The organism is Mesorhizobium sp. P3_A2 (genome assembly GCF_056403115.1).
Map to the genome: position 1 here is coordinate 244,526 of NZ_JBFUGC010000001.1, position 17,401 is coordinate 261,926.

General features: G+C 63.7%; 20 protein-coding genes and 1 riboswitch. Of the genes, 6 read left to right on the plus strand and 14 right to left on the minus strand.

The window, feature by feature from the left end:
• Positions 1 to 124 precede the first annotated feature (124 nt).
• From AC1DXM_RS01125 to AC1DXM_RS01155, 7 genes are all read right to left on the minus strand, one after another.
• Positions 125 to 712, minus strand: a complete 588-nt coding sequence (locus AC1DXM_RS01125) for an NAD(P)H-dependent oxidoreductase (protein ID WP_477231374.1) — start codon at positions 710 to 712, stop codon at positions 125 to 127.
• Complete coding sequence (locus AC1DXM_RS01130; RefSeq protein WP_477231375.1) at positions 712 to 1,293, minus strand: NAD(P)H-dependent oxidoreductase; 582 nt, start codon at positions 1,291 to 1,293, stop codon at positions 712 to 714. Before AC1DXM_RS01130 ends, AC1DXM_RS01125 begins: the two co-directional genes overlap by 1 nt.
• Entirely contained in the window at positions 1,293 to 2,696 is a 1,404-nt protein-coding gene (locus tag AC1DXM_RS01135; protein ID WP_477231945.1) for an FAD-binding oxidoreductase, read from the minus strand. Before AC1DXM_RS01135 ends, AC1DXM_RS01130 begins: the two co-directional genes overlap by 1 nt.
• Positions 2,696 to 3,997: a cytosine deaminase gene (locus AC1DXM_RS01140; protein WP_477231376.1), complete on the minus strand. Its 1,302-nt coding sequence runs from the start codon at positions 3,995 to 3,997 to the stop codon at positions 2,696 to 2,698. The genes AC1DXM_RS01135 and AC1DXM_RS01140 overlap by 1 nt, the downstream gene beginning before the upstream one ends.
• A 195-nt stretch (positions 3,998 to 4,192) precedes the next feature.
• The gene (locus AC1DXM_RS01145; RefSeq protein WP_477231377.1) at positions 4,193 to 5,044 is read right to left on the minus strand and encodes an ABC transporter permease; all 852 of its coding nucleotides are present in this window, start codon (positions 5,042 to 5,044) and stop codon (positions 4,193 to 4,195) included.
• A complete protein-coding gene (locus AC1DXM_RS01150) occupies positions 5,031 to 5,840 on the minus strand; it encodes an ABC transporter ATP-binding protein (RefSeq protein ID WP_477231378.1) in 810 nt (269 codons plus the stop codon). The genes AC1DXM_RS01145 and AC1DXM_RS01150 overlap by 14 nt, the downstream gene beginning before the upstream one ends.
• Before the next feature lie 17 nt (positions 5,841 to 5,857).
• Entirely contained in the window at positions 5,858 to 6,862 is a 1,005-nt protein-coding gene (locus tag AC1DXM_RS01155; protein ID WP_477231379.1) for an ABC transporter substrate-binding protein, read from the minus strand.
• A 253-nt stretch (positions 6,863 to 7,115) separates the two neighbouring features.
• Between AC1DXM_RS01155 and AC1DXM_RS01160 the strand changes: the two genes are divergently transcribed.
• Together AC1DXM_RS01160 and AC1DXM_RS01165 are read left to right on the plus strand one after the other, a co-directional pair.
• A complete protein-coding gene (locus tag AC1DXM_RS01160) occupies positions 7,116 to 7,499 on the plus strand; it encodes a RidA family protein (RefSeq protein ID WP_477231380.1) in 384 nt (127 codons plus the stop codon).
• A 135-nt stretch (positions 7,500 to 7,634) separates the two neighbouring features.
• Positions 7,635 to 8,438, plus strand: coding sequence for a creatininase family protein (locus AC1DXM_RS01165; RefSeq protein ID WP_477231381.1), 804 nt, complete (start codon positions 7,635 to 7,637; stop codon positions 8,436 to 8,438).
• Positions 8,439 to 8,452: 14 nt separating this feature from the next.
• Here the strand turns inward: AC1DXM_RS01165 and AC1DXM_RS01170 are convergent, their stop codons facing one another.
• Positions 8,453 to 8,962, minus strand: coding sequence for a tyrosine phosphatase family protein (locus AC1DXM_RS01170; RefSeq protein ID WP_477231382.1), 510 nt, complete (start codon positions 8,960 to 8,962; stop codon positions 8,453 to 8,455).
• Positions 8,959 to 10,014, minus strand: a complete 1,056-nt coding sequence (gene cobD / locus AC1DXM_RS01175; RefSeq protein WP_477231946.1) for a threonine-phosphate decarboxylase CobD — start codon at positions 10,012 to 10,014, stop codon at positions 8,959 to 8,961. The genes AC1DXM_RS01170 and cobD overlap by 4 nt, the downstream gene beginning before the upstream one ends.
• Here cobD and cbiB point away from each other — a divergent pair.
• Positions 10,013 to 10,990, plus strand: a complete 978-nt coding sequence (gene cbiB, locus AC1DXM_RS01180; protein ID WP_477231383.1) for an adenosylcobinamide-phosphate synthase CbiB — start codon at positions 10,013 to 10,015, stop codon at positions 10,988 to 10,990. The genes cobD and cbiB overlap by 2 nt on opposite strands.
• 131 nt (positions 10,991 to 11,121) lie before the next feature.
• On the opposite strand, the gene cobO is transcribed toward cbiB, so the two are convergent.
• From cobO to AC1DXM_RS01205, 5 genes are all read right to left on the minus strand, one after another.
• Positions 11,122 to 11,736, minus strand: a complete 615-nt coding sequence (cobO, locus tag AC1DXM_RS01185) for a cob(I)yrinic acid a,c-diamide adenosyltransferase (protein WP_477231384.1) — start codon at positions 11,734 to 11,736, stop codon at positions 11,122 to 11,124.
• Positions 11,736 to 12,236, minus strand: coding sequence for a bifunctional adenosylcobinamide kinase/adenosylcobinamide-phosphate guanylyltransferase (gene cobU, locus AC1DXM_RS01190; protein WP_477231385.1), 501 nt, complete (start codon positions 12,234 to 12,236; stop codon positions 11,736 to 11,738). The genes cobO and cobU overlap by 1 nt, the downstream gene beginning before the upstream one ends.
• Complete coding sequence (locus AC1DXM_RS01195; RefSeq protein ID WP_477231386.1) at positions 12,133 to 12,963, minus strand: CbtA family protein; 831 nt, start codon at positions 12,961 to 12,963, stop codon at positions 12,133 to 12,135. The genes cobU and AC1DXM_RS01195 overlap by 104 nt, the downstream gene beginning before the upstream one ends.
• A 15-nt stretch (positions 12,964 to 12,978) precedes the next feature.
• Positions 12,979 to 13,158 (minus strand): CbtB domain-containing protein, encoded by a 180-nt coding sequence (locus AC1DXM_RS01200; RefSeq protein WP_477231387.1) that lies wholly within the window; start codon positions 13,156 to 13,158, stop codon positions 12,979 to 12,981.
• Between the two features lie 36 nt (positions 13,159 to 13,194).
• Positions 13,195 to 13,389, minus strand: a riboswitch (cobalamin riboswitch).
• A gap of 67 nt (positions 13,390 to 13,456) precedes the next feature.
• Positions 13,457 to 14,149 carry a gamma-glutamylcyclotransferase gene (locus tag AC1DXM_RS01205; protein WP_477231388.1) on the minus strand — a complete coding sequence of 231 codons (693 nt, stop codon included), beginning with the start codon at positions 14,147 to 14,149 and terminating at the stop codon, positions 13,457 to 13,459.
• Positions 14,150 to 14,271: 122 nt separating this feature from the next.
• Here AC1DXM_RS01205 and AC1DXM_RS01210 point away from each other — a divergent pair, with 122 nt between their 5' ends.
• The 3 genes from AC1DXM_RS01210 to AC1DXM_RS01220 all read left to right on the plus strand — a co-directional run bounded on the left by AC1DXM_RS01210 (position 14,272) and on the right by AC1DXM_RS01220 (position 17,279).
• Entirely contained in the window at positions 14,272 to 15,435 is a 1,164-nt protein-coding gene (locus AC1DXM_RS01210) for an aromatic ring-hydroxylating oxygenase subunit alpha (protein WP_477231389.1), read from the plus strand.
• 354 nt (positions 15,436 to 15,789) lie between these two features.
• The gene (locus tag AC1DXM_RS01215; RefSeq protein ID WP_477231390.1) at positions 15,790 to 16,791 is read left to right on the plus strand and encodes a heparan-alpha-glucosaminide N-acetyltransferase; all 1,002 of its coding nucleotides are present in this window, start codon (positions 15,790 to 15,792) and stop codon (positions 16,789 to 16,791) included.
• Positions 16,788 to 17,279: a methyltransferase family protein gene (locus AC1DXM_RS01220; protein WP_477231391.1), complete on the plus strand. Its 492-nt coding sequence runs from the start codon at positions 16,788 to 16,790 to the stop codon at positions 17,277 to 17,279. The genes AC1DXM_RS01215 and AC1DXM_RS01220 overlap by 4 nt, the downstream gene beginning before the upstream one ends.
• The last annotated feature ends 122 nt before the right edge of the window (positions 17,280 to 17,401 follow it).

Sequence of the window (17,401 nt, forward strand, 5' to 3'; positions counted from 1 at the left end):
CGCAGCGCCGAGACGGTTGAGGGGCGTTCTAGCGGAGTGAGACGTCAGCGTTCCTTGGAACACCCCTCATCCGTCGCCTTCGGCGACACCTTCTCCCGCAAGGGGAGAAGGGAAAAAATGCCACTCAAAACCGCTCAAGCTTCGCCCGCACCTTCCCCAAAAACGCCGCCCTGCTCTTCGGCGTCGAGGCATCCATCAGATAGTGCGCCAGAAAGAACGTCCGGCAGCGGCGTGCGCACAGTGCGCGCATGCCACGCAGCAAAGTCTTGCGGCCGGGCTGGCCGACGACGACGCTCCACCAGGTCGGCGCGCCGCAGGTGGTGATGACGCCGACCTTGGTGACATGCGTCATCAGCGACGTGATCCGCCCCTTGCCCGCCGGCAGCTTGAAGGCGACATCTGTGGCCCACACCCGGTCGAGCCAGCCCTTCAGCATCGCCGGCAACCCGTACCACCAGGTCGGATAGATGAAGAGGATCGCCTGCGCCCAGGCGAGATGCCCGAAATGCGGCTTCAGCGCCGGGTCTTCCGGCGCGCGCTCATTGTAGGCGCGCCGCTCTTCAGTGCCCATGACCGGATCGAATTTTTCGGCATAGAGGTCGAGCAGCCGCACATCCCAGCCCCGTGCCTTCAGCACGTCGACCGCTGTGTCGCGAATGGCGGCGCAAAAACTTTCGGGCACGGGATGGCAATAGACCACCAGCACGCGCATCAGAATTCATCCATCCCGGCCGCGACCTTGGCCATGAAGGCCGCCCGCGTCTCATTGGTCGACAGGTTCATCGAATAATGCGCGAGATAGGACACGGAAGCGCCGGGCTTGATCGTCGCGCGCAGCATCCGCTTGACCAGCCGGCGTGGCGGATCGCCCATCAGCATGGCCCGGAACCGGCTGCCGCCATAGGTGGTTATCGCCGCGAGCTTGGTGATGTTGTGCAGCGACGGCTGCGCCTTGCCGTCGACCAGCTTGAACGACACTCCGGGCAGGAAGACGCGGTCGAAAAAGCCTTTCAGGATGGCCGGAAAGCCATAATTCCAGACTGGGTAGGACAGCACCAGCGCCTCGGCCTTGAGCAGACGCTCGACATAGGGTGCGGCCGGGTCCGCTGGGCTGCGCTGGTTGTGATAGTCCAGCCTCTCCGCGCGCGTCAGCCTGGGATCGAAATCCTCGGCATAGAGATCGCAGTCGTCGACGTCATGGCCGGCCGCCGTCAGCCGCTCGACGATCGTCCGGTGCATGCCGGCGTTGAAGCTGGTCTCCACCGGATGCGCATAGAGGACGAGGACTTTCATCACCCTGCCCTTTGCAGGCCCTTGAACAAAAAAGTCCGGCCCGAGCGATAGTCATAATCCGGATTTTCCCAGGCGATCATTTTGCCGGGGTTGAGCAGACCTTGCGGATCGGTCTCGCGCTTGAAGGCGAGCTGGATTTCGTCGGTCTGCTTCATGCCGCCTTCTTCCAGCGTGTAGCGATGCGGGTTGAAGATCGGGCAGCCATTCTCCTCATGCAGCCGGATGATCTCGTTAAGCCGCGCCTCGGTGGTGAATTTGACCAGCGGCAAGCCGAAGCAAGTGATGTTGCCGTCGAGCCGGACGAATTCGAGGTGCGAAAAAACCTCGTCCGGAAACATCGCATCCATCTTCTCGACCAGCGCCAGTTGGTTGGGAAACGGATAGAGCGACTGCAAGTAAGTGATCGCGGGATCGACGCGCAGCGCCCTGAGCGTCGTGTGGTTCCACGCCAGTTCGAAGCCCGGCGGCAGGCCTTTCTTCTCCTCGTCCGTCACTGTTGCCGCATTGAAGATGATTTCGCCGCCGGCGCGACGGGTGAAGGCGAGGAAAGCGTCGAGCCCATGCTTTGCAACCATGACGACGCAGATGCTCTGCCCTTCCCTGAAAAACTTCTGGTGCCGCTTGAAATAGAGCTGCGGCACCGGGGCGGCGATCGGCGTGATCAGTTTGGTCAGAATGCCGTCCTGGCAGGCAAGCGCATTGCCGTAGCGCGCCGCCGGCATGAAAGCGTCGAAGCCGACGATCACGTCGATCCAGTCATAGGCCGCCGTCAGCGGCATCTCGACCTCGGTGATGATGCCATTGGTGCCGTAGGCATGCGTCACCTTGTGCAAATCCTCGCCGGTGAGTTCGAGTGCCTTCGGCTCGGCTTCCATGGTGACGACGCGCAGGCGCAGCACATTGCCGAAATCGCGCAAGCCGCCGAAATTGATCGAGCCGACGCCGCCCGAGCCACCGGCGATGAAGCCGCCGATCGACGCCGTGTTGTAGGTCGACGGCGACAGCCTGAGCTCCTGCCCGGAATGCGCGCGCGTCGCTCTGTCGATGTCGGCCAGGATCGCGCCCGGTCCGGTCACCACACGCCCCGGCGCGATCGACTTGATCTCATTCATCTCGGCCAGATTGAGCACCACACCGCCCGACAGCGGCATCGCCTGGCCGTAATTGCCGGTGCCGCTGCCGCGCGGTGTCACCGGAACGCCATGCCGGTGACAGGCGGCAAGCACCCGGATCAGTTCGGCCTCGTTCTTCGGCGTCACGATCAGGTCGCCGGTGACATGGTCGAGCTGCTGCTTCAGCACCGGGCTGTACCAGTAGAAGTCGCGGCTCTTCTGCTGGACGATGGCCGGATTGTCGTCGAGTTTTATCCCGTCGAGATCGCGTTTGAGCGCCGAAACATCCATCATTCCACCATCAGTTCGTCGAGCTCGGCATAGTCGGGCAATTGCCGGTCGATCGCTTTGCCGTCACGCACGACGATGCGATCCGATTCGGGCCTCGACAGCAATTCCGTCCAACTCCGCCCCTTGAAGATGATGAAGTCTGCGCTGCCGCCGGCGGCAAGCGTGCCGAAACCGTCGAGCCGCATCACCTTGGCCGGCGTCGCCGCCACCGCTTGCGGCCAATCGCCGACCGGATGGTCGAAATGCAGGATGCGCGTCGCCATACGGAAGACCTCCAGCATGTCGAGATCGCCATAGGCATAGAACGGATCGCGGGTGTTGTCGGAGGCGACCGCAACCGGAATGCCCCTCGCCTTCATCTCGTGCAGCAGCGTCACGCCGCGCCAGCGTGGCGTGGTCTGGTCGGCGCGCCGGTCCTGCAGATAGAGATTGCACATCGGCAGCGACACGACCGAAAGCCCGGCCTTGGCCACTTTGTCGAGTGTATCCAGCACGTCGAGATCAGGCTGGCGCGCCAGCGAGCAGCAATGTCCGACCAGGATGTTGCCTTCAAAACCGCTCCAGAGGGCAGCTTCTGCGATCTTCTTCAGCGAGATCGCCGCGACATCGTCGGTCTCGTCGGCGTGGAAATCGAGGTCGAGCCCATGCTTGATCGCCTCTGAAAACACCTTGTCGAGCAGCTCTTCGAGATCCGGCACCATATAGGTGACGACGCCCAGCACGCCCTTGGCGGCAGCGACACGCTTGGCCAGCCTCTCGAACCATTCCTTGTCGCGCACGCCTTCGATGCCAAGCAGGCACGCTGCCTGCAACTCGATACGACCGCGCCATTTGTCGCGCATCGTCTCGAACACCGGCCAGGAGATTTCTTCCTGCGGCGGCACGCTGTCGAGATGGGTGCGCAGCGCCTTGGTGCCGTGCGCATAGGCTGAGCGCAGCGAGAAATCCATGCGCCGCGCCACATCCTCGGCATTCCAGCGTGCGGCGCGATCGGCGCCGGTGGCATTGAGTGCGCCCATGAAGGTGCCGTCCGGATTGGGCTTGCGCGGCCAGATATGGCCCTTGTCGATATGGGTATGGCAGTCGACGAAACACGGCAGGATGATGCGGCCAGCGAGGTCGATGGCGTCTATTGGTGCTTTCGATTTCTTATGCGCTGCGATGCTGGAGATCTTACCGTCTGCAACGGCGATATCGGCCAGTGCGAAACCGTCGCTGTCGTAAGCCGCGGCCAGACCGGGCGTCAGCGACCGGTGAAGGCGGACGTTGGCGAGATGGTAATAGCCAGAGGTTGGTATCAAGCCGCACCCCCCTCTGCCCTGCCGGGCATCTCCCCCTCAAGGGGGGAGATTAGCAGTTTCGCTGGCAGCGCCCATCTTGCAACCTCGGTGATTGGCGAAATCCCGAATGACATCCGATCTCCCCCCTTGAGGGGGAGATGGCCGGCAGGCCAGAGGGGGGTGCTCCGCGCCGACATCTCGCTCACCTCACGCACCCTACCGCTCCTGCTTCAGCGCGCTCTCGTGCCAGCGGCGCAGGATGAGATGCGACACCAGCGACAGCACCAGGAAGATCACTATGCCAGTCAGCGAAATCAGGATCAGCGCCGCAAACAGCCGAGGTGCGTTGAGCCGGTAGCCGGCCTCGATGATGCGCGACGCGAGCCCCGACGACTGCCCCTGCGCGCCGGCGACGAATTCGGCCACCACGGCGCCGATCAGCGACAGGCCGCCGGCGATCTTCAAGCCACCGAGGAAATACGGCATTGCCGCCGGCAGTCTGAGATAGCGCAATTGCTGCCAGCGTGTCGCGCCATTGAGCTTGAACATGTCGCGCAGGTTGCGATCGACCGAGTTGAGGCCGAGCGTGGTGTTGGACAGGATCGGGAAGAAGGCGACGATCCAGGCGCAAAGCAGCAGCTTCACAGTCTGGTTGTTCACATAGATGTTGATCAGCGGGAAGATCGCCACGATCGGCGTCACCTGCAGCACGATGGCGAAGGGGAAGAACGACATCTCTACCCATTGCGATTGCGCAAACAGCACCGCCAGCCCGACGCCGCCGATGACGGCGAGAACCAAACTGAGGAAAGTGATCCTGAGAGTCACCAGCAGCGAGGAGAACAGCAGCCCGGAATCGTCATAGAGCGTCTGCAGCACCACGCCCGGGCGCGGCAGGATGTATTTCGGGATCTCGTTCCAGACGCAGATACGGTCCCAGAACCAGATCGCCAGGATCATGATCGCCAGCGGCAAGACCCACCGGCCGATCCGTTCCAGCCGCTCCTGGCGCACACGGCCCGCCTCCTCCGGATCGAGGGTTAGCGAAGATTGATCAATGGCCGTCATGGTGCGGTCCGGCTGATGTGTTGATGGCGTCGACCAGAATGTCCGAGGCCTGGCGGCAGAGCGCGGCGTAGTCGGGCGAAGTCCGAAACACCTCGTCGCGCGGATAGGGCGCATCAATCGCAAGCTCGGCGTGAACGCGACCCGGCCGCGCCGCCATGACGACAACGCGGTTGGACAAAAACACGCTCTCAAAGACACTGTGGGTGACGAAGACGACTGTGAAGCGTTCGTCCTGCCACAGCTCCAGCAGATCGTTGTTGAGCTTGAAGCGGGTGATCTCGTCGAGTGCGGCGAACGGCTCGTCCATCAAAAGGATGCGCGGCTTGGTCACCATGGCGCGCGCGATCGAGACGCGCATTTTCATGCCGCCGGAAAGTTCGCGCGGCACGGCGTTTTCGAAACCGGTGAGATGCACCCGCGCCAGCATCTCCGTCACCGCAGGCGCAGCCTTAGCCCGCGAGATGCCTTTCAGCCGCAGCGGCAGCCAGACATTGTCGAATACATTGGCCCAGGGCAGCAATGTCGGTTCCTGGAAAACGAAGCCGATGTTGGCGCGGTCGATCGAGCCGCGCCAGTCGAGCACGCCTGAGGTCGGCGTCGACAGGCCGGCGATCAGCCTGAGCGCCGTCGACTTGCCGCAGCCTGACGGCCCGAGCAGGCTGAGAAAATCGCCTTCGCGGATTGTCAGGTCGACATCGCTCAGCGCCGTGACGCCGTTGGAAAACACCTTGCCGACATGGCGCAGCGCCAGCAGCATCGGGCTTTCGCCCGATGCCGTCATAGGCGCCTTCGCCATTGTCCCCAGTCTCACGATTACTTCTTCAGCTCGAGCCCGACGCCCTTGTTGATGAAGGCCAGCGTATAGGCCTTCTTGATGTCGATGCCGGGCTGCGCCACCTTGGCCTTGACCATCTTGTCGTAGAAACTCTGGATGCGTGCGTCGGTCATGGCGCCGATGCCGAGCTTTTCCGAATCGCCGGAATCGACCACGCCGAATTTCTTCAGCTGTTCGATCGAGAAGGCGATCTGCTCATCCGTCATGTCGGGATTGTCCTTCTTGATCATGTCGTTGGCGGCTTTGTTGTCGCCGTAGAGATAGTTGTACCAGCCCTTGGCCGAGCCATCGACGAAGCACTGGACGACCTCGGGCCGCTTGTCGATCGTGTCCTGCATGACCTCGACGGTGGTCGCATAAGTGTCCCAGCCATAGTCGGCGAGCAGGAACTGGTTCGGCACAAAGCCGCCGGCTTTCTGCACCGCGAACGGCTCGGACGTGACATAGCCCTGCTGGATCGACTTCTTGTTGGCAATGAAGGGCGCCGGATTGAAGGTGTAGGGCACGCGCTTGGCGGCATCGAAGCCGAGCTCGGTCACCATCCACTGGAAGAAGGTCTGCGCCCCCTCGTCGCCGAGAATGTACTGGTCGGCGTTCTTCAGGTCATCCCATTTGTCCAGCCCCTGCCCCGGCTGGGACATGATGACCTGCGGGTCCTTCTGGAAATCGGCCGCCACGACGCGCATCGGAATGCCTTGCTGGACGGCGTCGAAGGCCGAGAGCAGATTGCCGCCCATATAGAAATCGAGCTTGCCGGCCAAAAGCAGCGGCCGCCCGCTGACCTGCGGGCCACCCTGCGAAATCGTCACATCGAGGCCGCAGGCGGCATAGGTGCCGTCAGCCACCGCCTGATAGTAGCCGCCATGCTCGGGCTCGGCCAGCCAGTTGGTGCCGAAGGTGACCTTCTCGTTCGCCGCCGCACCCAGCGTGCTGGCTCCAAGCAGCGCGAGCGCCAGCGCTGAAATCTTCTGTTTTCCGTACATCAACACCACCCTCTGTTGGCTCCGGAGCGTCACGCGCCGGGCTCGACACCATTGGTCCAAGAAGCAAGACACATGCCACCGCCCGGACTGCCTGCTTCACGCGGCAGTCATTGCCAAGACCGGACGGGTCATGCTGTGCGGGAGGCATCGTGCCTATTTTTTGGACGCCTGTCCACAATCGCCCCCGCGACATGCACCACATCTTGAGGGACTTGTTGCCTGGCCCTAGGTTGGCGACAAACCGGAGATTGCCATGTTCAGATTCCTCACCCCGAAGTCGATCAAGCCACCTTTCGCCCGCTACAGCCACGGCGTCGAAGTGCCGGCGGGCAAGCGGCTGGTGCTGTGCTCGGGTCAGGTCGCTATAACGGCGGATGACCAGATTCCGGAGGATGCCGGCGCCCAGGCCGAACTCTGCTTTCAAAACATAGCGGCGATTCTGGCTGAAGCTGGGCTCGGGCTTGCCGACATTGTGCGCATCAACGCCTACGTCACCGACCGCGCGCATCTGCGGCCCTATATGGACGTCCGCGACCGGCTGTTTGCCAGCCCGGCGCCGGCATCGACGCTGATGATCGTGACGGGCTTTGCGCGGCCGGAATTCAAGGTCGAGGTCGAGGCGATCGCCGCTGGGTGAGGAGTGGTCCGCGAAGCGGGAAAGCCACAGAATTGGCTTTCCAAGCGACGAACGCCCGAAGCCATAGCGGAGGGCCGGGTCGACAATTTCGGGTTCCAGCCCTAAGGCTGGCCTATCCGCTTGAAGAGGCATGACATGACCGTTGCAAACAGACGCGTGTGGTGGGGCGATTACCGGACCACCGAATACGCTACGATCGACCCGGAGGCGACCATTGCCGTCCTGCCGGTGGCGGCGATCGAGCAGCACGGCCCGCATCTGCCTGTATCAACCGACACATCGATCATGAACGGCATGCTGGAGACGGTGATCGCCCGCCTGCCAGGCGATCTCGACATCCGCATTTTGCCGGTCCAGGCGGTCGGCAAATCGAACGAGCATCTGCATGCACCAGGCACGCTCACTTTGCCTGCGACGACCCTGGTCGATGCCTGGACCGAACTTGGCCTGTCCATCGCCCGTGCCGGGGTGAGAAAACTGATCGTCGTCAACTCGCATGGCGGCAATGAAGAGATCATGGGCATCGTCACGCGCGAATTGCGCGTGCGTGAAAGGATGCTGGCGGTGAAAACCAGCTGGCAACGCTTCGGCCGGCCGGCCGGCATGTACACCGAACTGGAAGACCGCCACGGCATTCATGGTGGCGATGTCGAGACCTCGCTGATGCTGCATTTCCGCCCTGACCTGGTCGACATGGGCAAGGCCGACAACTTCGTCTCCAAGGTCGCCCGCGCCGAGACCGAATTTGCGCTGCTGCGCCACACCGGAACGCACGCCTTCGCCTGGATCGCCAGCGATCTCAACCCGAACGGCGTCGTCGGCGACGCCTCGATCGCAACGGCCGAAAAAGGCCGGCTGACCGCGGAGCATCAGGCCGACGGCTTCATCACCCTGTTGAAGGACGTGCGCAAGGCGAAGCTTGCCGACTGGCTGGCGTAACAGGCCGAAGCGGCTTAGCCGTCGATCTTCAACACGAAAGGCGTGCCCTCAAAAGCGTCGGCGCCACGTCCGATCGCTTCGATCGCTTCGATCATGCGGCCTTGGCGTGAGAGCAACGTATCGGCTACCGCGATCAGCCGCGGGTTGGGCGTCGCCGAGGGCGAAAGCTTCCGCAATGTCTGCGCCAGTTCCACCTCGTCGCGCTTCGGCGCCAGCGCTGCGGCGATGATGTAGGCCGAGGCGGTCGAGCGGCTGATGCCGGCGTAGCAGTGCACGACCATCGGCTTCGCACGGTCCCATCGGCGCGCGAAATCGAGCAGATTACGCACATGGTCTTCGCCCGGCATGGTCATGCCGTCCTGCGCCACCGCGATATCGTGCATGACCAGATGCAGGTGGTTTTCCCGCGCAATCGAGGCCGGCCGCGTCACCTCGGTGCCGGCGGCAAGCAGCGACAGCACGCGCTCGGCGCCACTCCTGGCCACCGTCTCCTCAAGCTTGGACAGCGAACAGACATGGATCATCGCGCGATCTCCTTCGGCTCATCGTCGCGCCGTGCGTCCCAGCCGGCAAGCGCCGATTCAAGCCGCTGCCATTCCTCCTGACTTCCAGGCAGCCCCGCGCGCAGCACCTGCGGGCGGTCGGAAAAATGCCGGAGCAGGATGCCGCACTCGCCAAGCGCCGAAAACAGACCGGGCGCATCGGCAAATCGCAGATAGCGAAACAGCGTCGTGCCGCCGGCGACGGGAATGCCAAACCGACCGAACAGCGCGTCGAGTCGCGCGGCATCCTCGGCCAGCCGGCGGCGCATGTCGGCCTGCCAGCCGCTGTCGGCAAGCGCGCGGATGCCGTACTCCAGTGCCGGACCGGCGACGGCCCAAGGTCCGAATTGCGTCTCCAGCCTTTCGACCGTCAGCGGTTCGGATAGCGCAAAACCGAGCCGCAGGCCGGCCAGGCCAAAAAACTTGCCGAACGAGCGCAGCACGACGATGCCGCCCTGCCCGACATCGCCGGCAAGGCTTTCGGCCCCTGGGCCGACATCCATGAAGGCTTCGTCGACGACCAGCAGCCCGCCCTTGGTGCGCAACTCCCCGGCAAGCCGCAGCAGCCTTTCCCGCGAAACGACGCGTCCATCGGGATTGTTGGGGTTGACGACGATGGCGAGGTCGGCACCGGCCAGCCTGTCGAAATCGTCAACCTCCGCCACCGCATGGCCGGCAATGGCGGCCGCCCTGGCGTGTTCGGCATAGGTCGGCCCCAGCACCAACGCCCGGCCTGGGCTCACCAGCGAGGCGACGCGCGGCAACAGGATCTGCGTGCCCGGGGCTGCTGCCACATGCTTTGCCGACGGCGCGCCATAGGCGCTGGCCGCGATCCTGGCCAGCTCATGCAGACGCGCCGCTTCCGGCAATCGCGACAGAGCGGTGGCGGGCAGATCGAAAAGCGGGTAGGAGTGCGGATTGATACCTGTCGAGAGATCGACGAAAGGCTGTGGCGCGTGGGGGAAGAGCGCGCTCGCCCGGCCAAGGGATCCACCGTGATCCACCGCAGCAATCGCTCCATCAGAAAGCTTCATGTCGGTCCTGATCGCTTTCCTGTCGCTGGCCATCGAACGCATCCTGGGCTACCCGGACTGGCTGTTCCGCGCCGTTGGCCATCCCGTCACCTGGTTCGGCAGGCTGATAGCCTTTCTCGACCTCCGGCTCAACCGCGACACTGATTCCGACGCGCAGCGTCGTCGCCGCGGCATGCAGGCGCTGCTGGTGATCGTGCTGGTGCCTGCGCTGATTGCCTTGGCCGTCCAAATCCTGCTCTGGCAGCTCTTTCCCGCCGGCATGATCATAACAGCGATCCTGGCCTCGTCGCTGCTGTCGCAAAAGAGCCTCACCGAACATGTCGAAGCGGTGGCCGATGCGCTGGACACCGGAGGGCTGGCGCTCGGCCGCATTGCGGTTGCCCGCATCGTCGGCCGCGATCCCGAAAAGCTCGACCACGCCGGCGTCAGCCGGGCCGCGATCGAAAGCCTGGCCGAGAATTTCTCCGACGGCATCGTCGCCCCCGCCTTCTGGACCGGGGTCTGCGGACTGGCCGGCGGCGTCGCCTACAAGGTGGCCAACACCGCCGATTCGATGATCGGTCATCGCACGCCGCGCCACGAGGCCTTCGGCCGCGCGGCGGCACTTTTCGACGACTGGATCAACCTGCCGGCCTCCCGGCTGACCGCACTGCTGATCGTCGGCGCGGCCTTTCTCGTCCGCGACGCCGACCCACGCAATGCCTGGCAAGCGGTGCGGCGCGACGCCAAAAAGCACCGCTCGCCCAATGCCGGCTGGCCGGAGGCGGCGATGGCCGGCGCGCTCGGCCTGGCGCTCGCCGGGCCGCGCAGCTATGGCGGCGTTGTCGTCGACGATGCGTTCATGGGCGAAGGCGGCCGCCGCGAAGCCGAGAGCCTGGACATCAGACGGGCACTGAAACTCTACCAGGTGGCGGACTATCTGCTGATCGGGCTGTTCGGGTTGCTGTCGGCGGTGCTTATCGCCGTGACGTTCTGAGAGCTTCACCCTCCCCCTGGTGGGGAGGGTCGATCCGCATGGCGGATCGGGGTGGGGGTCTCGTAGGGCGCTGTCCCCCACCCCGGCGCTTCGCGCCGACCCTCCCCACAAGGGGGAGGGTAAAAGACCCCCTAAAACTCAATCCCCTGCTGCGCCTTAACGCCGGCCGAGAAATGGTGCTTGGTCACGACCATCTCGGTGACAAGATCCGCTGCCTCGACCAGCGCCGGCTTGGCGTTGCGGCCGGTGACGACGACATGCAGGCCTTCGCGCCGCGCCTTCAGCGCCGCCACGACCTTGTCGACATCGAGATAATCGTAGCGCAGCGCAATGTTCAGTTCGTCCAGCACGACAAGGCTGATGGACGGATCGGCGATCAACTCCAGCGCCTTGGCCCAGGCTGCCTCAGCGGCCGCAATGTCGCGCTTCAAATCCTGCGTTTCCCAGGTGAAGCCCTCGCCCATCGTGTGCCAGACGACGCGCTCGCCGAACGCCGCGAAGGCATCCTTCTCGCCGGTGTGCCATTTGCCCTTGATGAACTGGACGACACCGACGCGCTTGCCATAGCCGAGCATGCGCAGCGCCAGCCCGAAGGCAGCTGTGGTTTTGCCCTTGCCAGGCCCGGTGTTGACGATGAGCAGTCCCTTCTCGACCGTTTTTTCCGCAACCTCGGCATCCTGCACCGCCTTGCGCTTGGCCATCTTGGCACGGTGGCGTTCTTCGTCTTTTGCGTCGATATCGGTCATTATTTCACCTTGAGCGGCAGCCCGGCCACCATCAATAGCACCGTATCAGCTAACGCCGCGACCTGCTGGTTGAGTCGGCCGGCCGCATCACGAAACCGGCGCGCGAGTGCATTATCGGGCACGATGCCTAGTCCGACTTCGTTGGAGACCACGAACCACGGCCCGCGCGGTCGCGACAGCACGTCGGCCAACCGCCGGCATTCTGCGTCGAGGTCATGGTCGGAAAGCATATGGTTGGTCAGCCACAGCGTCAGGCAATCGACGAGCACCGGCTGGTTGTCGGGTAGCGCTTCGAGCGCGCCTGCAAGATCGAGCGGCGCATCGATGGTCGCCCAGCCTTCGCCGCGCCACGACCTGTGTTGCGCGATGCGCTCGCGCATTTCGTCGTCATAGGCTTCAGCGGTGGCGATATAGGCCCATGGCGGCGGCAGCGCCGTCGCCAGGGTTTCGGCGTGCGCGCTCTTGCCGGAGCGCGCACACCACGCCGATGGCAGCACCAAGCACCAGCCAGAACACCAGATTGGTCACCGTAACCGCCACCACGAACTGATGGTGCAAGCCTTCCGGGATTGCCGTCACGAAGCTGTCCGGCTGCGGCGCACCGACAATATGTGGCGCCACGATCAAAGCCACGGCAAGGATCGCCAACGGCAGCGACTTGCGGAAGGCGAGGAGGCCCAGGCCAGACGCTGTCGCCGCCACCGTTGCCCACCACCAGATCTGGCGCTGCATGAGGTCGGCTACCGGCATTGCCGGCAGTTCGGGCGGCAGGCCAAGGCCCGGCGCCAGCGTGAACGCGGCAAAGCCGGCCAAGCCCCAGAACACGCCCTGGCGCCAGCTGCCGATTCCCCCAGCGAACTCGGAAACCGCGACCAGAATCAGCGCGAAACCGATGCCGGTGACGATATTGGCGACGACACTGAAAGCGAAGCGCTCGAAGCCATCGGCCGGCGACCAGCCTTCGTCTTCCGCTGGAGCCGCCGCTTCGACCGGCGCCGGTGCGGCTGAGCTCATAGCGTTTTCCGCCGGTGCGGCACTCCTCATGGCATCGGTGGTGTTGGCGGCCGGTGCCGCAGCATGGTCGTGCTTGTGGCCGCCAGCCTTCTCAAAAACTTCGGCCTGGTAAATCAGCGGGTCGGTGGCAAAGGCCTGCATGCAGGCGAGAACGACGCCGGCCACGAGCCCGGCGATCGCCGCGATAAACACGACGTTGCGAAACAGGTTCATGATGTCAATTCCTCGTCAGTGGCAGGGAAAAGCCATCGAATGGCGATAGTCGTGCGCGGCGTTGTGGACCACATCGATATGCGAGAAGCCGACAACACCGACAACGAACAGGCCGAGAAATGCAGTGAGCACCAGCTGCATGAAGCGCGACTGCGAGGAAACGGAAGCGCCGAGGGAAACGGAAGCGGTATTCATATCTTGTCCTTTCGCCCTCCACCCGAGGGCATCGAAGTCAGTTCCCTGTCGCCGGCAGGTCTCCTGGCTCGCGGATCAGCGCCCTTCCCCACCTTCCCGAAGAAAAATCCTCAGTGGCTTGGAGAGGACTACCGCACACAGTTGCGGGGGCAGCCACGGCATTGGGCAACAAGTCAGCCCTCACCGCATTCCCTCTTGGTCCCTAATGGAACCGACGACATGCGTGACTATAGGCTGAAACAGCCGCATCCGGCAAACCAAATTCCGCCGGCCAACAGCGCGAATGCGCCATGCGGCGCTACGGGTTCAAGGCGGTGATCCGCTCGGCGACCAGCCGCTGCAGCCGCCACAGATGGCGGTCGTGAATGCCGCGCTCCTCCAGATTCTTCACCGTGTTGTAGAGATAGTCGGCGCCCGACCCCCAGTGCCCGCAGGATGTCGCCAGCCTGTCGACGACCTTCGCCTCGTCGAGCGGGCCGGAATAGGTCAGGCCGTTGCGGTTGATGACGAAAGCCAGCGCCCTGAGCGGCCCGGCCTCGCTTGCAAGCTTCAGCATGCGCGGCCGGTAACTTGTCGGCTTCAGCGTGACTTCGCGCCGGAATAGCTTGCCCAGTTGCTGGCGCCTGTTGTCGTGGGTCAGCCGAAAGGCGACGCCTTTGCACTGGCCGCCACTGTCGAGGGCCATCATCAGGCCGGGGCTTTCCTTGGTGCCCCGCCAGCGCGTCATGTTCATGCAGAAAGACCGGTGCCAGCCGCGTGCCAGGGCAACGCGGTCCTCGACATAATCGATTTCCGGCTTCCAGATCAGCGAGCCATAGCCGAACAGCCATAGCGGTTCGCTGTCAGGGAGCTCGGCCTGCAATTCATCCAGCAGCGCATCATAGTCGCTGTCATCCAGGTGCAGCGCCTCCGGGTCGGGTCCGGGGTCCCTGATCTCGCGCCAGCAGCGCGCGACCAGCTCGGGCGTAAGCGACATCTGTCGTGCGGCCAATTTTCCGAATCCCCATTGTCACGAGATGATTATGCGCCGTGCCCCAAACCGGCAATGCGGCACCCTGATTGACAAACGATTTGCCGGGGTGTCGGCTGGCGTATCCCTAGAGGAAACCGGCCATGCAACCCAGCCCGAGCGAGCGCGATCCCTATAATGGCCTGACCCGGCTAGAGCCGACGCTGCCGTCCTCGGCCTATTGGGACGCCGGCGCCTACCAGCGCGATCTCGACGCCATCTGGTACAAGAACTGGCTGCTCGTCTGCCGCGAGGCCGACCTTGCCCGGCCTTTGGCGTTCAGAACATTTCGCGTCGGCACGCAGGAAATCGTCGTGCTGCGCGACGACACCGGCGAACTGCGCGCCTTCCACAACACTTGCCGGCATCGCGGCTCGCAGCTTTGCCAGGAAAGCGAGGGCCGGCTGAAGGCGCGGCTCATCACTTGCCCCTACCACGCCTGGTCCTATTCGCTGCGCGGCGATCTGGTGCGCGTGCCCTCGAAATCGCTGCCCGACGGTTTCAACAAGGCCGATCATCCGCTCTACCGGGTGGCGCTGTCGGTCTGGCGCGGCTTCGTCTTCATCAACCTTGCTGAAAGCGTCGACGGTACGGCTACGTCATCCTTCGATCCGGCATCCGGCAATCTCGGCAACTGGCCGCTGGAAACGCTGGTATCAGGCCATGTCCTGCGCAAGGTGATGAACTGCAACTGGAAGATCTTTTGGGAGAACTTCAACGAGTGCCTGCATTGCCCTGGCGTCCACAAGGACCTGTCACGGCTGGTGCCGATCTACGGCCGCGGCCTGATGAGCCGGCACGACGACCCCGACTGGGTGCGCCATGCCGACAATGACGCGCCGGAGTTTTCCGGCGGCTTGCGCGCCGGCGCCGAGACCTGGTCGCGCGACGGCCACGTCCATGGCCCGGTCTTCTCCGGCCTGACGCCGGCCGAGCGCGCGGCCGGCCAGACCTATGCCACCAACCTGCCGTCGATGTTCATCGTCGGCCATGTCGACTATGTCCGCACCGTGCGACTGACCCCGCTCGGCCCGGAACAGACCGAACTCACCGCCGAATGGCTGTTCGCGCCCGAGGCGCTGGCTCAGACCGACATCGACAATGTCGTCGCCTTCGGCACCCAGGTGCTGGAAGAGGATGCCGCGATCTGCGAGGTCAACCAGAAAGGCCTGCGCTCGATGCGCCACCAGGCCGGTGTGCTGATGCCCGAGGAATATGACCTGCACCGCTTCCACAACTGGGTGCGCGAACGGCATGCGGCGCTCTGATCAAAGCGATTTCGGCAGATAGGCGCCAGGTGACAAAGCCGCAGGCTGCCGCCAGCAAGCCCAGCGTTACAAAGACCGAGCCCAGGCCGAAAAACGCCAGCGCCACCGAATAGACCAGCGGCGGTGTCAGCTCGGAAAAGTCGAGATAGGTACGGTAGGCTGGCAATTCCTCGGCCGGTAACAGGAAACCGACCCCTTCCCGACAAAAAGCGAATTCGGTCAAAGGCTTTCCGGCTCTGACCTAAAGCGTCGCCTGATGCAGCCGCGACGCGAGCGATGCCAGCGCGCACGGCCTTCTTTTGTCCAGTGCAACCGTGATAGTCGTCTTCAGGGGCTGAATCAGATTACGAGACCATGAGCATCCAAACGCCGATCGCACCTGTTCCGGATCAACCGAAGCGCATCGTCGCCATCGACGTCGTGCGCGGCATCGCGCTGATCGCCATGGCCAGCTATCACTTCACCTGGGATCTCGAGAATTTCCACTACACCGATCCCGGCCTCACCGCCTTCGGCTGGTGGAAGATCTATGCGCGCTGCATCGCCTCGACCTTCCTGTTCCTGGTTGGCGTCAGCCTGTTTCTCGCCCATGGCAAGCATATCCGCTGGAACGGCTTCTGGAAGCGCTTTGCCATGGTCGCGGTGGCGGCGGCCGCCATATCGGCGGTGACGTATTTCATCACGCCGGACAGCTTCATCTTCTTCGGCATCCTGCACGAGATCGCGCTGGCCAGCCTGCTTGGTTTGCTGTTCCTGCGACTGCCGTCCTTGCTGACGCTGGTCGTGGCGGCGGTGGTGATCGCAGCGCCCCTCTATCTCCGATCCGAGGCCTTCGATCATCCAGCGCTGTGGTGGGTCGGCCTGTCGGCGATCAACCCGCGCTCCAACGACTATGTGCCGCTGTTCCCTTGGTTCGGCGCCGTGCTTGTCGGCATTGCGACGGCAAAGCTGGCGTCTACCACCGGCTTGCTGGCGCGGCTGGCGACGCTGACATCAGGAAGCTGGGCCAAGCCGCTCACGTTCATCGGTCGCCACAGCCTGGCTTTCTACCTGATCCACCAGCCGCTGCTGTTCGGCTGTGTCTGGCTGTTCTCGCAGATCGCGCCGGCGCAGGTCGAGACACGGGAAGTGGTCTTCCTGAAGGAGTGCCAGGTGTCCTGCAAACAGCAGCGCGACACGGCGTTCTGCGCCAGCTATTGTGTGTGCATGCTGGACACGCTGCAAGGCGAGGCGGCATTCGACCGGCTCTACAATGGCGAACAGACCCCGGAGTTCAAGGCGCATCTGAGCGACCTCGCCGGCATCTGCACCGCCAAGACGGAGGAGAGCCCGATGACGCAGGGAGGGCAACAATGACCGACAAGCTTGCAAAACCCGGGCCGGCAAAACCAGGGCTGATTCCCTGGCCGCCGCTGATCTACTGCGCCGCCATCGCCATCAGCATCGTGCTTGGCCTCTTCTATCCCCTGCCCTGGATCGGCGATCTCCTTGGCGACCTCCTGTTCGCGGCCGGCTTTGTGGTGCTGTTTGCCGTTGCCGCCCTCTGGTTCACCGCCATCCGCGCCATGATGCGCGCCAGGACCACGATGAATCCCAATGGCGTGCCGGAGCATCTGGTGACGTCAGGCCCGTTCGGCGTCACGCGCAATCCGATGTATCTCGCCAACACGCTGATGCTCATCGGCGTCGCCTTCGTTTCGGGGATCGTATGGTTCCTGCCGCTGGCCCTGATCGCAGCCTTCGCCACCCAAAAGGTCGCGATCGAAAAAGAGGAAAAGGTGCTGGCAGCCAAATTCGGCAAGAAGTACCGCGACTACGCAAAGCGAGTCAGGCGCTGGATCTGAGGGCGGAGCGGCGTCGCTGGTAGAGGTCGCATGCCTCGGCGATTAGCCGCCGCATCCGTCTCTTCGTCATCCACGGGCGGAGCAAGGAGCGCAGCGACGCAGCGCAGACCCGAGGATCCATG